This window comes from Sulfitobacter sediminis (assembly GCF_040811725.1).
Taxonomy (GTDB): Bacteria; Pseudomonadota; Alphaproteobacteria; order Rhodobacterales; family Rhodobacteraceae; genus Sulfitobacter; species Sulfitobacter sediminis.
Window position 1 is genome coordinate 1 of sequence record NZ_JBFNXX010000223.1, and the last position, 244, is coordinate 244.

A 244-nucleotide genomic window follows, 5' to 3' on the forward strand; every position below is an offset into this window, starting at 1 on the left:
GTTGGTTGTTTTTGGTTGTGTGTTGGTGTGTGTTTTGTTGTGTTTTTGTGTTTGGTTTTTGTTTGTTTTTTTGTTTTTTGTTGTTGTTTTTTGTTTTTTTGTGTTTGTTTTTTTTTTTTTTTTTTGTGGGGGGGTTTGGTTTGTGTGTTTTTGTGTTGGTTTTTGTTTTGTTTTTTTTTTGCTTTTGGGGGGGTTTGTGGGGGGGTGTTGTGGGGTTGGTGGGGGGGGGCGCGGGGGGCCGCCC

General features: G+C 40.6%; 1 protein-coding gene. It reads right to left on the minus strand.

All coding sequences use genetic code 11. From position 1 onward, the window contains the following. Window positions 1–244, minus strand: a 244-nt coding sequence (locus AB2B41_RS24175; protein WP_367880273.1) for a hypothetical protein, incomplete at both ends; no start/stop codon positions are given.